Origin of the sequence: uncultured Aliiroseovarius sp., from assembly GCF_947497285.1 — a bacterium.
In the GTDB taxonomy this organism is placed as follows: domain Bacteria; phylum Pseudomonadota; class Alphaproteobacteria; order Rhodobacterales; family Rhodobacteraceae; genus Aliiroseovarius.
The window spans coordinates 122,224-137,507 of sequence record NZ_CANMFT010000008.1 but is presented as its reverse complement, the minus strand read 5'-3'; the positions used below and the strand labels follow the sequence as shown (position 1 = coordinate 137,507).

General features: G+C 60.5%; 16 protein-coding genes. 9 read left to right on the top strand and 7 right to left on the bottom strand.

Going from position 1 to position 15,284, the window contains the following annotated elements; genetic code table 11:
• Window positions 1-14 precede the first annotated feature (14 nt).
• The 3 genes from Q0864_RS14390 to Q0864_RS14380 all read left to right on the top strand — a co-directional run bounded on the left by Q0864_RS14390 (window position 15) and on the right by Q0864_RS14380 (window position 1,576).
• The gene (locus Q0864_RS14390) at window positions 15-389 is read left to right on the top strand and encodes an RNA-binding S4 domain-containing protein (protein ID WP_298571213.1); all 375 of its coding nucleotides are present in this window, start codon (window positions 15-17) and stop codon (window positions 387-389) included.
• 49 nt (window positions 390-438) lie between these two features.
• A complete protein-coding gene (gene fdxA / locus Q0864_RS14385; protein ID WP_248365160.1) occupies window positions 439-774 on the top strand; it encodes a ferredoxin FdxA in 336 nt (111 codons plus the stop codon).
• A 295-nt stretch (window positions 775-1,069) separates the two neighbouring features.
• Window positions 1,070-1,576 carry a CarD family transcriptional regulator gene (locus tag Q0864_RS14380; RefSeq protein WP_298571103.1) on the top strand — a complete coding sequence of 169 codons (507 nt, stop codon included), beginning with the start codon at window positions 1,070-1,072 and terminating at the stop codon, window positions 1,574-1,576.
• A 62-nt stretch (window positions 1,577-1,638) separates the two neighbouring features.
• On the opposite strand, the gene cobS is transcribed toward Q0864_RS14380, so the two are convergent.
• Window positions 1,639-2,433: an adenosylcobinamide-GDP ribazoletransferase gene (gene cobS / locus Q0864_RS14375; protein ID WP_298571101.1), complete on the bottom strand. Its 795-nt coding sequence runs from the start codon at window positions 2,431-2,433 to the stop codon at window positions 1,639-1,641.
• Between the two features lie 79 nt (window positions 2,434-2,512).
• Here cobS and cobT point away from each other — a divergent pair, with 79 nt between their 5' ends.
• Window positions 2,513-3,532 carry a nicotinate-nucleotide--dimethylbenzimidazole phosphoribosyltransferase gene (gene cobT / locus Q0864_RS14370; RefSeq protein ID WP_298571099.1) on the top strand — a complete coding sequence of 340 codons (1,020 nt, stop codon included), beginning with the start codon at window positions 2,513-2,515 and terminating at the stop codon, window positions 3,530-3,532.
• A 32-nt stretch (window positions 3,533-3,564) separates the two neighbouring features.
• On the opposite strand, the gene Q0864_RS14365 is transcribed toward cobT, so the two are convergent.
• Window positions 3,565-4,785, bottom strand: coding sequence for a chemotaxis protein (locus Q0864_RS14365; RefSeq protein WP_298571097.1), 1,221 nt, complete (start codon window positions 4,783-4,785; stop codon window positions 3,565-3,567).
• A gap of 117 nt (window positions 4,786-4,902) precedes the next feature.
• Window positions 4,903-5,364, bottom strand: a complete 462-nt coding sequence (locus tag Q0864_RS14360; RefSeq protein WP_298571094.1) for an Lrp/AsnC family transcriptional regulator — start codon at window positions 5,362-5,364, stop codon at window positions 4,903-4,905.
• Between the two features lie 141 nt (window positions 5,365-5,505).
• On the opposite strand from Q0864_RS14360, the gene hppD reads away from it, so the two are divergent.
• Window positions 5,506-6,603 (top strand): 4-hydroxyphenylpyruvate dioxygenase, encoded by a 1,098-nt coding sequence (gene hppD, locus Q0864_RS14355; protein ID WP_298571092.1) that lies wholly within the window; start codon window positions 5,506-5,508, stop codon window positions 6,601-6,603.
• 75 nt (window positions 6,604-6,678) lie between these two features.
• Here hppD and Q0864_RS14350 read toward each other — a convergent pair whose 3' ends face one another.
• Window positions 6,679-9,654: a hypothetical protein gene (locus tag Q0864_RS14350; protein ID WP_298571090.1), complete on the bottom strand. Its 2,976-nt coding sequence runs from the start codon at window positions 9,652-9,654 to the stop codon at window positions 6,679-6,681.
• A gap of 186 nt (window positions 9,655-9,840) precedes the next feature.
• Between Q0864_RS14350 and Q0864_RS14345 the strand changes: the two genes are divergently transcribed.
• Window positions 9,841-10,539 carry an SIMPL domain-containing protein gene (locus tag Q0864_RS14345; RefSeq protein ID WP_298571089.1) on the top strand — a complete coding sequence of 233 codons (699 nt, stop codon included), beginning with the start codon at window positions 9,841-9,843 and terminating at the stop codon, window positions 10,537-10,539.
• 72 nt (window positions 10,540-10,611) lie between these two features.
• Here Q0864_RS14345 and Q0864_RS14340 read toward each other — a convergent pair whose 3' ends face one another.
• Entirely contained in the window at window positions 10,612-11,904 is a 1,293-nt protein-coding gene (locus Q0864_RS14340) for an O-acetylhomoserine aminocarboxypropyltransferase/cysteine synthase family protein (protein WP_298571087.1), read from the bottom strand.
• Between the two features lie 180 nt (window positions 11,905-12,084).
• Here Q0864_RS14340 and Q0864_RS14335 point away from each other — a divergent pair, with 180 nt between their 5' ends.
• Together Q0864_RS14335 and Q0864_RS14330 are read left to right on the top strand one after the other, a co-directional pair.
• A complete protein-coding gene (locus Q0864_RS14335) occupies window positions 12,085-12,498 on the top strand; it encodes a VOC family protein (RefSeq protein ID WP_298571085.1) in 414 nt (137 codons plus the stop codon).
• A 245-nt stretch (window positions 12,499-12,743) separates the two neighbouring features.
• Window positions 12,744-12,950 (top strand): cold-shock protein, encoded by a 207-nt coding sequence (locus Q0864_RS14330; protein ID WP_298571084.1) that lies wholly within the window; start codon window positions 12,744-12,746, stop codon window positions 12,948-12,950.
• A 181-nt stretch (window positions 12,951-13,131) separates the two neighbouring features.
• On the opposite strand, the gene Q0864_RS14325 is transcribed toward Q0864_RS14330, so the two are convergent.
• Window positions 13,132-14,145, bottom strand: a complete 1,014-nt coding sequence (locus Q0864_RS14325) for a hypothetical protein (RefSeq protein WP_298571082.1) — start codon at window positions 14,143-14,145, stop codon at window positions 13,132-13,134.
• A 167-nt stretch (window positions 14,146-14,312) separates the two neighbouring features.
• Between Q0864_RS14325 and Q0864_RS14320 the strand changes: the two genes are divergently transcribed.
• On the top strand, window positions 14,313-14,726 hold the full coding sequence (locus tag Q0864_RS14320) for a hypothetical protein (protein ID WP_298571080.1): 414 nt from the start codon (window positions 14,313-14,315) through the stop codon (window positions 14,724-14,726).
• A 12-nt stretch (window positions 14,727-14,738) separates the two neighbouring features.
• Here Q0864_RS14320 and Q0864_RS14315 read toward each other — a convergent pair whose 3' ends face one another.
• Window positions 14,739-15,233, bottom strand: coding sequence for a flavin reductase family protein (locus Q0864_RS14315; RefSeq protein ID WP_298571078.1), 495 nt, complete (start codon window positions 15,231-15,233; stop codon window positions 14,739-14,741).
• Window positions 15,234-15,284 lie beyond the last annotated feature (51 nt).

Genomic DNA, 15,284 nt, shown 5'->3' with positions numbered 1-15,284 from the left:
CGAACGGCCCGAAGATGCGGGCCGACAAGTGGCTTTGGCATGCGCGGTTTTTCAAGACGCGTGGGTTGGCGACCAAGTTGATTTCAGCAGGCCACTTGCGGGTCAACAGCACCAAGGTGTCAAAACCCGCCTTCAATGTTGGGTCCGGGGATGTGTTGACCTTCCCGCAAGGCAATCAGGTTCGGGTGATCCGTATTCAGGTCCTATCGACTCGTCGTGGTCCTGCCACCGAGGCACAGGCGCTGTATGAGGATCTTGATCCACCACAGCCGCGCCAGAATTCTGTCCCGGAAGGTCTTACCTCGGGCAAGAAATTCTACGGCAAAGGCCGCCCAACCAAGAAAGATCGTCGCAACTTGCCAGTTTCCCGTGGTGGAATGCTTGATTGATCGCGCGCCCTGCAATATTGGAGGCGGTAAGCCAAATTGAGGTGTCCACATGACCTATGTCGTTCTAGATAACTGCATCGCCTGCAAATACACCGATTGCGTCGAGGTTTGCCCCGTAGATTGTTTCTACGAAGGCGAGAATATGCTGGTGATTCACCCTGATGAATGCATCGACTGCGGTGTTTGTGAACCCGAATGTCCGGCGGATGCGATCCGCGCAGACACTGAGCCGGGCACCGAAAGCTGGGTCGAGTTCAACCGCAAATATTCCGAGCTCTGGCCCGTGATCATCGAACGCAAAGACCCAATGCCCGACGCGGAAGAACGCGATGGGGAAGAGGGCAAGATGCAGAAATACTTCTCCGAAGCCCCTGCAGAGCAGTGATTCGAATAGCCGAGGTTTTCTGCCCGTTTTGATCTGTATTTGACCGCCGGTCAGTCTTCTAAGTTACTGTTCGGGTTTGATTAACGCGCGCTGCTGCACTGCGGCACTTTCTGCAGGGCGCATTTTGTGCTATACTCCCTGTCAGACAGTTGGGATCCACCCTGCCACATGGCAGATTGTTTCGAAAATGAGATTGACCCGAAGGGAGCGTTTGCCCCCTGCGGTGTTCTTTTCGCTTCGCGAACAGCGCGTATTCCGACCGCACACTGAAACAAATACGCAAAGGATGCGTTGTATGACCAAGAAAAAGCTGGATTTCCGCCCTGACGAGTTTGTCGTCTATCCGGCGCATGGCGTTGGCAAGATCGTTTCGATCGAAGAACAAGAAGTCGCCGGGATCGAGCTGGAGCTTTTTGTCATTTCGTTTGAAAAAGACAAGATGATGCTTCGCGTGCCGACCCACAAGGCGACCGAAGTCGGGATGCGCAGCTTGGCCAGCCCGGATGAAGTGTCGAAGGCAATGGACACGTTGAAAGGCAAGGCCCGTGTGAAACGCGCCATGTGGTCGCGTCGGGCGCAGGAATACGAGCAGAAAATCAACTCGGGCGATCTGCAATCCATCGCTGAGGTCGTGCGCGACCTTCACCGCACGGATGATCAGCGCGAACAAAGCTATTCCGAGCGTCAGCTTTATGAAGCCGCGCTTGAGCGTCTAACCCGCGAAGTCGCCGCCGTTGGTGGTGGGGATGAGCTGGCCGCGCAAAAACGCGTAAGCGATGTGCTGATGTCGCGCGCCGCCTAAGCGCGGCGTTCGACGCAGAAGAAAATCCGCCGTTCGGGACACCGGGCGGCGGTTTTTTGTGTTTAGGTCTGACTAAGCAGCGCCGCGAAGACCGCCAGCGCCGCAATCTCGGAAAGCTGTTGGCTGGCACCAAGGATGTCGCCGGTCTGACCGCCGATTTTCGTTCTGGCCAATGCCGCCAAGGCCAACACCGGGACCGCAATCCAGAAAAACAGCGCCAGCAGCGCCCAAGGTGCGAAGATCAAGGTCGCCACGCCGCCCAGAGCGGTGGCAAGCCCGGCCGTCTTGACCGGAACGCGACCAACGGATTGGGCCAGTCCTACCTTGCGTGCATTTGGCAGCGAGGCCATCAGGATCACCATCGGCACCCGGCTCACCAGCCCGCAGACCAGAATAGCCCCGAATGCGCCGGACAGGGGCAGAAGGGCCGCGAGTGCGCTGATCCTGAGCAAAAGCGCCAAGATCAATGCGATCACACCATAGGCGCCGATCCGGCTGTCTTTCATGATTTCAAGGCGGCGCGCTGTGTCTTGGCCACCCCACAGCCCATCCGCTGTGTCGGCCAGCCCGTCTTCGTGCATGGCTCCGGTGACCATCACCTGCGCGCCCACCGCTAATGTCGCGGCCCAAATTGGCCCCGCACCCAGACCCAATGCCGCAAAGCCGGTCACGGCCGCAAGGCCGGCGGGCACCAGCCCGGCCACAGGCCACGCCCAGGCTGCCTGCGCGCCGCGTGCCACCGCGCGCGTTGTGTCCACCTTGATCGGCAAACGGGTCAACAGCCCCAACGCGGCTGGAACATCGACCGGGTCGATCAGCGGCGCGTCATCATGGGTATGTGTGTCGTGTTTGGTCATATTTGGTCTTTTGCGGTCTGGTTGCGGGCCACTGCCATGGGTAAAGAGGGTGTCAACGGGAATCAATCGGGATCATGCCATGACCACGCCGCCTTTCGCCTCGCTCTTGGAATTTGAAGCGGTGCTATTGGGAGCGCCAGACCCGGACAGCGACGCCCGCGCTGCTGCGCAGGATCGTAATGGCCAACTGACCAAACCCCCCGGCGCGTTGGGACGGTTAGAGGATTTGGCGATTTGGTATGGCAGCTGGCGTGGCACCGGTCGCCCTGCGGTCAATGCGCCACAAGTGATTGTCTTTGCTGGCAATCACGGGATCACGGCACAAGGGGTATCTGCTTTCCCGGCCGAAGTGACCGAACAAATGGTGCTGAATTTTCAACATGGCGGTGCGGCCATCAACCAATTGTCCAAAACGTTCGGCGCGAAAATGGATGTCCATGCGCTGTCTCTGGATGCACCAACGGCAGATTTCACCCGTGGACCCGCGATGGACGAAGCTGATCTGCTGGACGCATTGGCAATCGGCTGGAACGCTGTCGATGGGCGGACTGACCTGCTGGTCACCGGAGAGATGGGTATCGGCAACACGACCTCGGCGGCGGCAATCGCCTTCGCGCTGTTCGGAGGCGCGCCTGAGGACTGGGTGGGGCGTGGCACGGGTGTCGACGACGCTGGTCTTGACCTAAAGGCGCGGGTTGTCGGCGCGGGGCTTCAGGCGAACCCAATGGCGAAAGGCAGCGGGATAGAGGCGCTGCGCTGCCTTGGCGGTCGCGAAGTGGCGGCCATGGCCGGAGCCATGGCGCGCGCGCGTGTCGACCGCATTCCGGTCATCCTTGACGGGTTCATCTGCTCGGCCGCGGCTGCCTGCCTCAATGCGATATCCCCGACCGCGCTGGATCATGTGGTGGCAGGTCACGTGTCGGCCGAAGCGGCGCATGGTCAGGTGCTGGCCGCGTTGAACAAGGCGCCGCTTCTGTCCATGGGGATGCGGTTGGGCGAAGGGTCGGGTGGCGCACTTGCCATTGGCATCTTGCAAGGCGCAGTGGCTTGCCATTCCGGCATGGCGACCTTTGCCGAAGCGGGTGTTTCAGACGCCTGAAGTTGGGTCAGTGCGCCTCTCGCCACGCCCTGTCAGTCACGGGTCAGCGCTATGATATGCGCCTTGGCCTCGACCGCCTCAAGCCGCGCTGTGACCCGTTCCTGAAACAGCTTTAGCTGTTGGATGATGTCTGCCAGCCCAATGCCCCCTTCCTGCAAGCGCGCACTTTCGATCTTGCACATGATGCGTGTCGAGCTTAGCCCAAGCACATAGCGGTTCATCACCTTGCAGGCGTCCAGAATGCGTCTGGTTTCCCTGCGCACCTGCATCAAACCCTCATGGGCCAGGGTCTGGTAGGCTTTCGTCGCGGCGATCAATTGCGCATGTTCTTCGCTTGCGTCCTGATGTCCGAGCTTGCGTTGCTCATGGCGCATCTGCGCCTCGCACTCTGCCAAGACTCTGACCATCCCGGTCAGAAACAACGAGGTCGCGACCGTGCCCGTGATCTTGGAAAAGTCGCTTTTCGGGCCAAGCACGTTGTGTTCAAACCATCCCGACATTTCGCGCGACATGGTGCCATAGTTCTGCGATAGCGTGGAAATCGGTCCGCCTGTGGGTTCCAGACGCGAGGCGATGACCCTTAGATTGTGTGGAATGGTCTGCATCCCTTCGAAATCGTGGATCAACGCTTGGGTTTCGGCGGCCATATTGCGCGCGGCCTCGAACGTCGCCTTCATGGCTTGCAGATGCGGGTCCGCAGCACCTGTCAGAGCAAGATCGCGGCAGGTCAGTTCTTCGGCCAAGGCAATGGCGGCAAACTGGTCATAGCTGGCAAAGCCCAGATCAGCGAGTTGCCCCAGCAGGTGCTGCGCGCTGTCGTCGGGCGCTAGCTTGTCCGACTTTTCCGCCGCTGAAAGGTCGGCATAGACCGTTTCCATCTTTCGCCACAACGGGCTCGAGGGCTTGATCCGTGCCGACAGATACCCGTCACCCAGCGGCAAAACGACCGCAAAAACCCAATAGTGAAGGCCGTCACGCGCCAAATTCTTAACATAGGCGCCAAAGGGGTCACCTTGCCCGATCCGGGTCCAGAAATAGTGGAAGACACCTCGCGGCATGTCCGGGTGGCGCACGATTTTATGGGGCGCGCCGATCAGGTCAGGCCAGTCATAGTCGCTGACCCGACGAAAGACGTAGTTCCCGGATTGAATGATCCCTCGTTTGTCTGTGCGAGAATAAAATACCTCGTCCAACCGAAAGGGGGCGGCGCCTGTCTTGGGGCGTTGTTCTTGTCGCCGGTCAATGAATGTCAAACTGGTCTGCCCATGTTATTGCCGATGCCAAATGCGGGTGCCGGTCGACACCTGAGGCCCTCAGCTTATAGGTCAGACCCGTTTTGCATCGGTTAACGGGCGGGAAGAAAGTTGCCTTCAACTGTGATCAGTCGGCAGGGGGGCATCTTGTTTGACATGGTCCAGCACAATCTGGCTTTGGACCCGTGCCACCGAAGGGTGCGGCAACAACACATCGTGGATCAGCTCGTTCAAGGCGCCGAGATCCGAGCAATAGACCCGCATCAGGTAGTCGGAATTGCCCGTCAGCGTCCAGACCGATGTCACTTCGGGCCGCAATTCGACCAGACGCAGAAAAGCGCGCGCGGCTTTTGGGGCTTGGCTTTCCATCTGCACTTGCACGAAGGCCTGCACATGCAGCCCAAGGCGCGCCGGGTCCAGCCGCGCGGCATAGGCGCGGATATAGCCCTGTTCTTCGAGCCGGGCGCGCCGTCGTCCTGCCTGACTGGCCGACAGGTTCAATCGCTCGCCCAGATCCTGTGCGGTCATCTGCGCGTCGATCTGCAACGCCTTCAATAGACGCCGGTCTGTTTCGTCCATATGCGTGATCTCCACGGATTTCTGCCAAATATGCGCAAAACGCGCGGTATTTATCCAAAATACTGCAAAGAACGCGCGAAAAAATCAATGCTCTTGCGTGATACTCGTTTCATAACACGTTAATGAACAGGAGAGATCCACATGGGTCCGTTTCCACATGATGCCCCGCGCGCTGAAATCAGCGAAAAGAACCCCGCCGGAACCGACGGGTTCGAATTTGTCGAATTTGCCCATCCTGACCCGCAGGAATTGCGTGACCTTTTCACCAAGATGGGGTTTGAACACACCGCCAACCACAAACGACGCAAGATCGAGCTGTGGCAACAAGGCGACGTCAGCTATCTGATCAACATCGAACCGGGCAGTCATGCCGCGGACTTCATTGATCAACACGGCCCCTGTGCGCCCTCGATGGGCTGGCGCGTTGTCGATGCACAGCACGCGTTTGACCATGCGGTGAAGATGGGGGCAAAACCCTATGAGGCGGATGGCAAGGCGATGGATGTGCCTGCGATCTATGGCATCGGCGACTCGCTGATCTATTTCATCGACCAGTATTTCGACACCAGCGCCTATAACGCTGAGTTTGACTGGATCGCGGATGCCCACCCCAAGGGGGTTGGGTTTTACTACCTCGATCACCTCACCCACAATGTCTTCAAGGGCAACATGGAGGTGTGGTTCAAGTTCTACGGCGATTTGTTCAACTTCGAAGAAATCAGGTTTTTCGACATTCAGGGCAAGCATAGCGGGCTGTTCAGCCGCGCGTTGACCTCGCCCTGTGGCAAGATCCGCATCCCGCTGAACGAAGATCGCGGCGAGAAAGGTCAGATCGTCGCCTATCTTGAGAAATACAAAGGCGAGGGCATCCAGCACATCGCTGTCGGCACCGAGGATATCTATGCCTCGGTCGACGAGATTGCGGCGCGTGGGCTGAAATTCATGCCAGGCCCGAACGAGACCTATTATGACCTCTCCTATGACCGCGTGACGGGTCACGATGAACCCAAGGCCGACATGATGAAGCATGGTATTCTGATCGACGGCGAAGGTGTCCTTGGTGGCGGCGAAACACGTATCTTGCTTCAGATATTCTCGAAAACCGTGATCGGCCCGATCTTCTTTGAGTTTATCCAACGCAAGGGCGATGATGGCTTTGGCGAAGGCAACTTTAAAGCGCTGTTTGAATCCATTGAACGCGAACAGATTGAAAAAGGTGAATTGGGCGACGTGGCCTGAAGGGCCGGTTAGCAATCCAATTCAAGCAAGATTTGACGCCCGGCATGCACGATGTCGGGCGTCTTCCATTCAGTCCTAGCTGAAGGGAAGCACGACCAGTTCGTGGGTGCGCGACCCCTTTTTGTAAACCAGCTTCGTGGCCGAGATCGACAGAACCTTGCCACCATCCAGTCGGCTGCCCACCCCGACTTTCAAGTAACGACCCGATGGCAGCCGAACCAAGGCGCGCCGCGCCGAGGCCGAACCGTAGATCCCGATCAGGCTGACCTTGCGCAGATTGATCGCATTCTTGATCGTGGCTTGCTTGGCCACCGAGGCACGGGTCGGGATCTTCGGAGAAACGGTTTGCGCCGGCGAGGCCGCGGCGGCCGCCACGACGACAGACCCATCAGAGGCATCCCCATTGTCGCGTGATTGCGCGACGATCTTGCCGAAATTACGCGGGCGATGGCGTGGTTCGATCGACTTGGCGATGGCCAGCTTGGTCGGGGCGATGACTGCCGCCGCTGCGCTTTCGAAAACCTCGGCGTTTTCAAGCGCTGCTGCAATCGCGGCGGCCTGAGCGGCGGCTTTCGGCGTTGTTGGGCGCGCGCGTGGGCGCAAGCCAGCCATTTCGTTACGTGTGCGCCCGCCGAGCTGCAACCGTTCGTTGCCTTCGATCAGGCCCTCAGGGCGCGCGCGGGGGCGCAGACCGGGCTGCCCCGGCGCGACCTCGGTGGCCTCTTCTGGTTCCGGCTCGGTTGTGCTGCCCGGGCGCGGGGCGGGAAACAGCGATGGACGCCCAGCAAATACGATCGCGCCATCCGGTGTCAGCGCGCCATCAGGCGTTGCCAGAACCAGCCCGTCTTCGTTCAACGCAAACGTGGTGCCCAAGGGGGGCGGGGCGGCCAGGAGCAGACCTTCGGCCCCGAAGACGGTCAACGCAGGCGAGGGCAGGGCGATTGCATCATTGTTGCCTGCCAGCGGGTCGATTGAGGCGATGTAGAGATCGTCCAGATCATCGGTCACGGGGTCGCGCAACGGGTCCGGGGACCGCTGCCAGATCCCGGTCGCGGCATAGCGCGCTTGGGCGGCTTCGGAGGATAAGGGGTCGGGCGCGTTCGGATCGGCCCCGGTAACAAGTGCGCCATCTTCCTGATCATGGGTAGGGGCGTTGGCCGCGTCGATCTCGGCGCGATCAAGGTCAATTGGACGTGACGAAATCGCCGCTTCGAACTGGTCTTCACGGTCTGGAAACAACCACGCCGTGCTGTCGGTCATGAAAAACATCGACCAGATCACCACGACCGCCATGAACAACAGCAAACCAAGCACCAGAAAGACCCCAAGATATTTGGGTTTTCCGCCGATAACCTGCGTCTGACGCGCGCCAAAGATCGTCATCGCTTCGGCTTCACGGGTCCGGCGCGATGGGGGTCGTTGGCCTGTTGCCCCGGACGCCTGTGACGCCTGTGACGCCTGTGACGGCTGCGGCGGCGGCGCGATGGCGGTATCGGTTTCGGCCGATTGCGCCGCTTCCTGTTTGCGCCGCAGCCCGAATGCGCGCGCGCGTCCGGCCTCGGGCGTGTTTGGCGTGTCTGTTGCGGTCTTGCGAGGTTGCGGCAGCTTCTTGGCGGCATTGCGCCCGATGGCGCTGGCCGCACCGGCCGCCGCCGCCACACCAGCCACGCTTTTGCGGGCCGCCGTGGCGAGTTTCTCGGTCCCTTTCACGGCGTTGCGTTCAGGGCGTTTGGATGCCTCGGCCGACGCAAGATCAGGGTCGTCCCCGAATGCGGTGGGCGCAGTGACGGGCACGTGAACCGTCTTTGCGGGCGCCGTCGGTGCATCACCGTCGGGCTGCTCAGAGCTGGCCTGTGGCGGTGTGGCAAGATCAGCCGCGTCCCGGCTCACGCCAAACGACAACCGGGGCAGAGCGTCCGGCGCCGGCTCGACTTGCGGCGCCTCGGGCGCAGGCTTGTCAGCGGCAGGTTTGTCAGGGGCCGTGGGGGATGTGTCAGGGCGGTCAGCGGCGTCGTCCTCTGGTCGCGGGTCAGTATGATCCACGGCAGAAACCTCTGCCCGTTCTTCCGCGCGGCTGGACGAGAATGAGGGGCTGGCCTGCGTCTGCGGGCGCACAGCCGGGTCAGTGGACGGCGCAGGAGGCGCAGGTGGTGGCGGTGGCGCAGAAGGCGTTTCGGACGGCTCGGCACGGGTCTGTGCTGCAGGCGCTTTGGTGGAGGGTGGCAGGCTGGGTTCGCGCTCCGGGGCGGCGGGTTGCTTGGCGCCCGCCGGGTCTGAATTCGCATCGGTCGACCGCGCCTTGTCGGTGCGATCGCTGCTGCCAAGGGTCAGCGGAGGTGAGGCCGGCTGCTCCGGGGTTGGCGGGAAGGGGGCAAGTTCCGGCAGCGTTTTGGCCCCGTCCGAAGGCTTGCGCGCGCTGGTGTCCGTGCTGGCCGTGCCTTCGGGCTCAGAGGTGCTTTGGTCAGGGGCCGCAGTTGCGGTCGCTTGTATCGTGGCTGGGGTCTGTCCCAAAAGGACGGGAACGGGGCGCGTATCACGATCAACCCGCGTGCCCGGCGCCAACACATTGGCGCTGGACAGGCCAAAGAATGCCTCGCCCGAAAAGCTGGCTTCGGGACGGGCCACAAAACTGACAGGGTTAAGCTTGTGCTCTGTTGCGAAAGCTTCTGCCTCGTCGAGCGTTTCTTGGGCGACAACCGCGACATGGACCAAGGCCGTATCGTTCGCGTCCGGATGCCAGTCGAACACAAGATCGTCCACCGCATAAGGTGTCAGCCCCTCAAGCCCTTCGCGTATCCGCGCCTCGCGGGTGACGTCATCGGGGCCGGGGGCGGTCAGGCTAGTGAAAAGAAGTTGCGATCCGGGGATGATCAGCTTGGCCGAAAACCCGCCACTTTCCAACGCCGCTGCCTTTTGGCGCAGACGCTCGAGCGCACCATGCATATCGGGGTCGTCCAGCGACAACTCGCCCACAAGCGTCCAGCCGCCCTTGCCTCTATGGACAAGACCGATGCCGTCATGGCTGAGATCAAGCGCGAAATTGGGTTTCATGCCGTCTGACGTCCTGTCGTAACCCCACCCGAATAGACCGGGACCCTTCTTCAAAGCAGGCACATCCCATTGGCTGGGCCCACTGCATTGAAACTATAGCAGGAAATTGCCCATGGAAAGGGGGGCTGGAGGGCAGCCTTGCACATGGCGAAGATCGGCGCAAAGTGGCCGAAACAGGAGGCTAAGATGCGAAGAACGATTGCGATTATGGGTTTGGTGTTGGCGTTTGCCACGCCGCTTCAAGCTGAAAACGACGCTGCAGCGCGACTGACGGTCACAGGGCAGGGCGTCGCTGACGTGGTGCCGGACATGGCCCGGATCAGCCTTGGCGTGACCAAAGACGCGCCAGAGGCGCCCGCCGCACTTGAGGGCGTGGCCGAGGTCGCGCAGGCGATATTCGCACGGCTGGAGGCGGTTGGGATCGCCCCGCGCGACATGCAAACTGCGCAGGTCAGCCTGGCACCCCGTTATGATTACAACCGCAACAGCGATGGGCCACCGAAGCTGACAGGCTTCACCGCGAGCACGACACTAGCTGTGCAGGTGCGCGCATTGGATCAACTGGGCGCGATCATGTCGGCGGTAACGCAGGACGGTGCAAATCAACTGAACGGGCTGCAGTTTGACGTGCAGGACCGGGCCAGCGCCGAAGACGCGGCGCGCGCAGATGCGGTCAAGGACGCGATGGCGCGGGCAAAGGTGCTGGCGGACGCTGCGGGTGTCACGCTGGGGCCGATCATCTCGATCCGCGAAGGCGGCGCACGGGCGGCGCCAGTCTATGGCCGCATGACGATGGAGGCCGCGCAGTCGGACATGCCGATTGCGGCGGGCGAGCTTGAGATCGGATCAAGCGTGACTATGGTGTTCGAATTGCTTGAAGAATGATCTGAAGGGCATTGTAATAAAATAATAAAGGCCACCCTTTCAGGTGGCCTTTTTCTAGTTGGTGATCCAGACTTAGGCCGTGGCCTTCGCCAGCGCCTGATCCAGATCGGCGATGATGTCAGCGGCATCCTCGGTCCCGATCGAGATGCGCACCACGTTGGGTGCAGCCCCTGCGGCTTTCTGCTGCTCTGGCGACAATTGCCGGTGCGTGGTCGAGGCCGAATGGATGATCAGCGACCGCGTGTCGCCAAGGTTGGCGACGTGGCTGAACAGTTCCAGACTGTCCACCAGCTTGACGCAGGCGTCATAGCCGCCTTTCACAGCAACCGTAAACAGAGCGCCGGCGCCCTTCGGGCAGACGGTGGCCACGCGGTGCTTATAGGGCGAGCTGTCCAGCCCCGCATAGGTCACGGCATCGACACGCGGGTCGGCTTCCAGCCAATTGGCGACTTTCTCGGCGTTGGCGACGTGTTTTTCCATCCGCAGCGACAGGGTCTCGATCCCCATCAGCGTATAATGCGCGGCTTGCGGGTTCATGGTCATGCCCAGATCGCGCAGGCCAATGGCGATGCCGTGGAAGGTGAACGCCATCGGGCCGAGCGCCTCGGCAAAGACCAGACCGTGATAGGCGGGCTCTGGCTGGCTGAGCGACGGGAACTTGTCGGACGCCATCCAGTCGAACTTGCCCGAATCCACCACGCAGCCACCCATGACGGTGCCGTTGCCGGTCAGGTATTTTGTGGTCGAATGCACGACCAGCGTCGCGCCCAGCGAGATCGGGTTGCACAGGTAAGGGGTGGCCGAGGTGTTGTCGACGATCAACGGCACGCCCGCATTGTCCGAAATCGCGGCAATTGCCGGAATGTCGGTGATGTAGCCACCGGGGTTTGCGATGGATTCGCAAAACACCGCGCGGGTGTTGTCGTCGATGGCAGCGGCCACGGCGGCCTCGTCATCGAAATCGACGAACTTGGTTTCCCAGCCGAACCGCTTGATGGTCTGGCTCAGCTGCGTGACGGACCCACCATACAAACGGGTCGAGGCAACGATGTTCTTGCCCGGCGACATCAGCGGGAACAGCGCCATGATTTGTGCCGCGTGACCGGACGAACAGCACACAGCACCCGCACCACCTTCCAGCGCCGCGATGCGGTTTTGCAGGGCGGCGATCGTCGGGTTGGTCAGGCGGGAATAGATGTAGCCCACTTCTTCCAGATTGAAGAGCCGCGCAGCGTGGTCGGCGTCTTTGAAGACATAGGCGGTGGTCTGGTAAATCGGCACCTGACGGGCACCGGTGGCCGGATCAGGTTCGGTGCCAGCATGAATTTGCAGCGTGTCAAAGGCCAGTTGGCGGTCGTTGGACATGAAAGTCTCCCTCGTTTTCGTTGCGCGCAGGCTAGGCGAAAGGGCGTGGCGCTTCAACGGGTCTTGCTAAGTGAAACGGGCAGGGGTGCGGACATTGGAACCGCATTTGCGCCGGCGCTTTCGGCTGGTCCTTTTTTCGCCCGCTGCTATGGTTTTCAGAACCTTGTTCCGGAGCACGCCATGCTGACCCCTTTCCACCTTGCCCTGAATGTCACTGATCTGGACGCCGCGCGCAGCTTTTACGGCGACCTGCTGGGGTGTAAGGAGGGGCGATCCACAGACAGTTGGGTCGATTTCAGCTTCTTCGGCCACCAGCTCAGCCTGCATCTGGGCAAACCATTTGAGACCGCCGACACCGGTAAGGTCGGCGCGCATATGGTGGCGATGCCGCATTTCGGTGTGGTGCTTGGCTATAACGACTGGCGCGGGCTGGCTGATCGGCTTGAGGCGCATGGCACTGACTGGGTGATCCCACCTACCGCCCGATTTGAGGGCGAGCCGGGCGAACAATGGACGATGTTTTTCCGTGATCCATCCGGCAATCCGATCGAAGTGAAGGGGTTTCGCGATTTATCGCGCGTGTTCGCAAGCTAATCCAGACCCTGTTCACCCCTTGCCTTCCGTCGTCGCGGCGTGGTGTTCGGCAATTTGGCGCGCAAATTTCCACCGAAAATCAGCCGCAAGAGAAAAACACTTGTATTTTTGACCCAAGAGCCCCATGTAATCCCTGCGACGTTACGACTATCGACTACACTGCTCCTAAAGGCTCAGTCTCTCGATCTTGTACTGACTTTGCCGACCTGCCGCATCCTGCGGGCAGACTAACTAGGAGAAATATGATGGCTACTGGTACCGTCAAATGGTTCAACACAACTAAAGGCTTCGGCTTCATCGCACCTGAAGGTGGCGGCAAAGACGTGTTCGTGCACATCTCGGCTGTTGAGCGCGCAGGCCTGACCGGTCTGGCCGATGACCAAAAAGTGACTTTCGACATCGAACCCGGCCGTGACGGCCGCGAAAGCGCGTCGAACATCGCTCTGGCATAAGCCTTGAGTTCTAGATAGGTCGAGGTTTCCTTGACCAAGTGGGGCGCATCGGAAACGGTGCGCCCTTCTTCTTTGCAATGTGGGCCTTCATGATCGTGCAGGCCCGCGTGGCCCTGATCGGTCCGCCATCGGCACAGCCTGATAAAGCTGGCAATCCTAGCAAGCGGCAAAGCTTCGTGCGCTACCGCATCCAGAACCCTTCACGTTTGATCCGGTTGCGGATCACCTGTTCACGGCGGGGCAGGGCGTCGCGGTCGAACAGGGCGCGCACTTTCTGGCCGCGCCCCTGATAGATCATTCGCTTGATCGGATCATATTCCTTCAGGATCTTCTTGATTTTGTTTGGGGCGGCTGCGGCCTCGATCGTGTTAATCACGTGGTCGGATTCGCGTGCATACATCAGTGGTAAAATGCGCCAGTGGCAGGTGATATCGCCATCCAGCCCAGCCAGTTCCGACCCCGGGCGCCCACCCCCAAGGCTTGAAATCACGAGCGGCAAGGCGATTTGATCCAGCCACGGGAACAGTTCCTGACAGACCAGCGCATCGGGGCGGTCGTCGCGGATGGCCAGCGCATAGTCCAGATACCGTTGGCCGAAGACCCGTGGGCAAGCGCCGAAAAACCATCCGGCATTGAAATACATGTAGCGTTGCCAATATTCGTCTGGTTGGCTCGGATCCAGCGACGCGGCGTAATCAAGACCGAACCGGTCATAGAGGGATTTCCAGATTTCGCCGTAACCGGGGCCGTAGAGTTCGATCTGCGGCCATGTGCCTTCGCGTTTCATCGACGCCGAGGGGCGATCGAAATCGAACGCGACCTGTGACAGCTTTCCGGTCACCACGGTGTCGCTGTCGAAAAAGATGAAGGGTTCGCCTTCGGGCAGGACTGACAGGCCTTCGATCTTGTTTCCATTGGGATACTCGTGACCGAAATGTGTGTTCTCGAACGGTATGATCTCGGCGCCCAGCATCTCCAGCGCCTCGCAGATATGCGGCTTGAGGCGTGGGTCGTTGGGCCAGTGGTCGCCAGGTTGGGGTTCGGCAATGATCAAGCGGCCGGAAAAGTCGGGGTCGGCGTGCCGCAGCGATGCGGCAAACAACAACGCCTCGTAGGACAGCCGACCGGCCTGCGCGACAAGCATAATGTTGACGGCAGGGCGTGATTTTGCCGATCGGCGGGGGGCTTTGTTCATCGTTGCTTTGCCTGTCGTCTTTGTTTGGGGCAGTATAGGCGCGAAGCAGGCGAGTCTGAAAGTGTTGACGACGCGAAACCTGCAATGATCTCGGACCGGAGTTGCACCCGCTCTTGCGTAGGTTGCGCAAGGCACGTGTGCTCCGGTCCTGCAAGAAGGAACGTTTTATGCGCAAGTCGATGAGTGCGGCGGTCGGTTTGGCTTTGTTGGCGACCCAGGCGGGGGCACAGGATTTCACCACGGCAGACGAGGTGCGCCCGATCCTCGAGGCGACCAAGTCCAATTGGGTGGCAGTGCGGGAATACGAGGGGCAAGATCTGCTCTATTTCACCCATCTTCTGGCGTGGCGCTGCGGACTGGACCGCATCCACTATGCGCTGAATGGCGGGTCTGAACGCCAGTTCGAGGCTGAACCCTGCTATGAAGGCGAATCGCAACCCAACGCGATCAAGGTGGAAGACAAACTGCCCTATCTGAGCTTTGAGCTTGGCACGATCGAAACAGTCACGGTGCGCCTGGTCTATGATGATGGGCAAGAAGCGACCGGCGCTTACGAGCGTGCGTCGATCATGACCCCCTGATGGGTTGCCCGATCAATCAGGTGTGCTGAACGCGCCGAATTTGCCTGCATGAAACGCCAGTGGCGCCCCGTCGAACTGCGTCACCCGCAAGACCCGGCCCAACATGATTGAATGATCGCCAGCGTCCACAACCCGGTCCGTTGCGCATTCGAAACGGGCCAGACAGGGCACCACCAAGGGCAGGCCATGCGCGCCCAGGCTGTTATCGACGGTCGAAAAGTCCTCGCCTTGCCGGGCAAAGTGGCGCGCCAGATCCACCTGATCCTCGCGTAGCACATGCACCGTGAAATGGGACGCGGCCACGAACCCGTCATGGCGGGCCGAGACTTTGGCCGGACACCACAAGATCAAGGGCGGGTCCAGCGACACCGAGGTAAAGCTGTTCACCGTCATCGCCAGCGGCCCGCGCGCCGTGGTGGTGGTGACCAGTGCAACACCGGTTGTGAACTGCCCAAGGGCGGCCCGAAAGGCGCCAGCATGGTCCGGGCTTGGGGTGAAGCTGGTCATGGACGGTCTGTCCCCTGTCATCCTGTTTTGCCCATGGGGCAATCGCGTCGT